Here is a 2,293-nt window from a genome sequence, read left to right on the forward strand (position 1 = left end):
AAGAGATGGATGGATCGCAATTCATTATCCTAACCAGAAAGCTAGTTAGGTGTTCTAAATGAACCGCCCTGTGCGGAGCCGCATGCAGGGTGGTGTGGGGGCTGGAGGCTAGATACCTCCGGCTACCCGATGTACGCCCAGCATGGGCATGAACTAATGAGGTGAAAGTCCTCTGTAGGAAGATCACCGTTACTCTTTCTAAAAGAGAATAACATACTGTTATTAAACGTTAACTACTAGCGAATGGCAAGGGCTTATCCGCGAGGATTGGTCTGAAGGAAGCCGCTAGCAAATTTGCGAGCTGATGAATAAGAACATCATATGAGGCGTAGGCTAGAGATGAGTTGGCACAAGACGACGAAATCACGTGATCTAATGGCCACCGTAAATGATGCAGCAGTGCAAAGAAAGTTCATGCTCTTATCTGGGGAGATCTGCTTAACTCGCGATCGGTCACTAACCAGTAAGGCTCTGGTTTATAAGTGCCTTGGCTTTTCAGCGTCATCGACTGAAAAGAGCGAACCAGATGGAAACCGATAGCGCATGACGGGGTAACTTGGCATGTGATTAAGCAGAAGTCAGCAGACGGCATAGTAGCCCAACGCCCATCGTAATGGTTGGGATATGGTGAAGGCCTGAACATTTAGAAGAAGGAGGAGTCTTGTCAAACTTGTCGATACCCACTACGTCGCCAGACGATTACTATCAGCAGCGTATTGATATGCAACCGGCCTTCAACAGCGATTTATTCCAACAACTGCTCGAACCTGAAAATCTACACCGAGCTTGGCGTCAAGTTAAAGCCAATAAAGGCGCGGCGGGCATCGATGGCATGACCATCGAAGCCTTCCCGCTCTGGATGCAACAAGGCGGCTGGCAACAGTGTAAATCTCAATTAGAGCGAGGTGAATACCAACCCTCAGCGGTCAGGCGCGTGGAGATCGACAAACCCGATGGCGGTAAACGCAAATTGGGGATCCCTAACGTCATTGACCGCGTGATACAGCAAGCAATTGCTCAAATACTCACGCCACTGTTTGATCCATTCTTCTCGACTAACAGCTTTGGCTTTAGGCCGAACAGAAATGCCAAACAAGCGGTACTGCAAGTAAGGGATACCATCAAACAGAAACGCAAATTTGCCGTCGATGTTGATCTGTCTAAGTTCTTTGACCGAGTTAATCATGACCTCTTGATGACTCAACTTAGGAGCAAGGTGCAGGATAAGCGTCTGTTGGCGCTTATTGGTAAATACCTTCGAGCTGGTGTGATGGTCAACGACCAATTTGAAGCTAGCTTCGAAGGTGTGCCTCAAGGCGGCCCACTCTCGCCATTACTCTCTAACATTATGTTGGATAGTCTAGATAAAGAGCTGGAAAGCCGAGGGCATAAATTCGCCCGCTACGCGGACGACTTTATCATTTTGGTAAAGTCTATTCGAGCGGGAGAACGAGTACTCAAGAGCATCACTCAATACCTTGCCACTAAGCTAAAACTGGTTGTTAATGAACAGAAAAGCCAAGTGGTTAAGGTAAGTCAAAGCAAGTTCCTAGGCTTCACATTTAACCGAKGTAAGATCCAGTGGCATGCTAAAACATTGCACATTTTCAAACAAAAGATAAGACGCCTGACGAACCGAAATTGGGGCGTTAGTATGGGATATCAATTGTTTAAAGTTCGGCAGTACATGCAAGGCTGGATCAACTACTTTGGCATCGCCAACGCTTATCAAGGGTGTGTCGATTTAGACCATTGGATCCGACGTCGTGTTCGTATGTGCTACTGGCGTCAGTGGCGAAAACCACGGACTAAGGTACAAAACTTACTAAAACGTGGCGTCAGGATCCAAGCAGCTGTCGCCTGTGGTATCACAAGTAAAGGCCCATGGAGGAGCTCGAAGACACCAGGAATACAGCAAGCACTGAGTAATGAGTATCTAAAGAAAGCAGGATTATATTCACTAAGAGATGGATGGATCGCAATTCATTATCCTAACCAGAAAGCTAGTTAGGTGTTCTAAATGAACCGCCCTGTGCGGAGCCGCATGCAGGGTGGTGTGGGGGCTGGAGGCTAGATACCTCCGGCTACCCGATGTACGCCCAGCATGGGCATGAACTAATGAGGTGAAAGTCCTCTGTAGGAAGATCACCGTTACTCTTTCTAAAAGAGAATAACATACTGTTATTAAACGTTAACTACTAGCGAATGGCAAGGGCTTATCCGCGAGGATTGGTCTGAAGGAAGCCGCTAGCAAATTTGCGAGCTGATGAATAAGAACATCATATGAGGCGTA

Annotated in this window: 1 protein-coding gene; it reads left to right on the forward strand. The window is 47.3% G+C overall.

From position 1 onward, the window contains the following. Positions 1 to 661: 661 nt before the first annotated feature. Positions 662 to 2,011: a group II intron reverse transcriptase/maturase gene (gene ltrA / locus L1D47_RS20490; protein WP_239886598.1), complete on the forward strand. Its 1,350-nt coding sequence runs from the start codon at positions 662 to 664 to the stop codon at positions 2,009 to 2,011. Positions 2,012 to 2,293: the final 282 nt, after the last annotated feature.

It is taken from the genome of Shewanella sp. Isolate7 (assembly GCF_022398425.1).
In the GTDB taxonomy this organism is placed as follows: Bacteria; Pseudomonadota; Gammaproteobacteria; order Enterobacterales; family Shewanellaceae; genus Shewanella.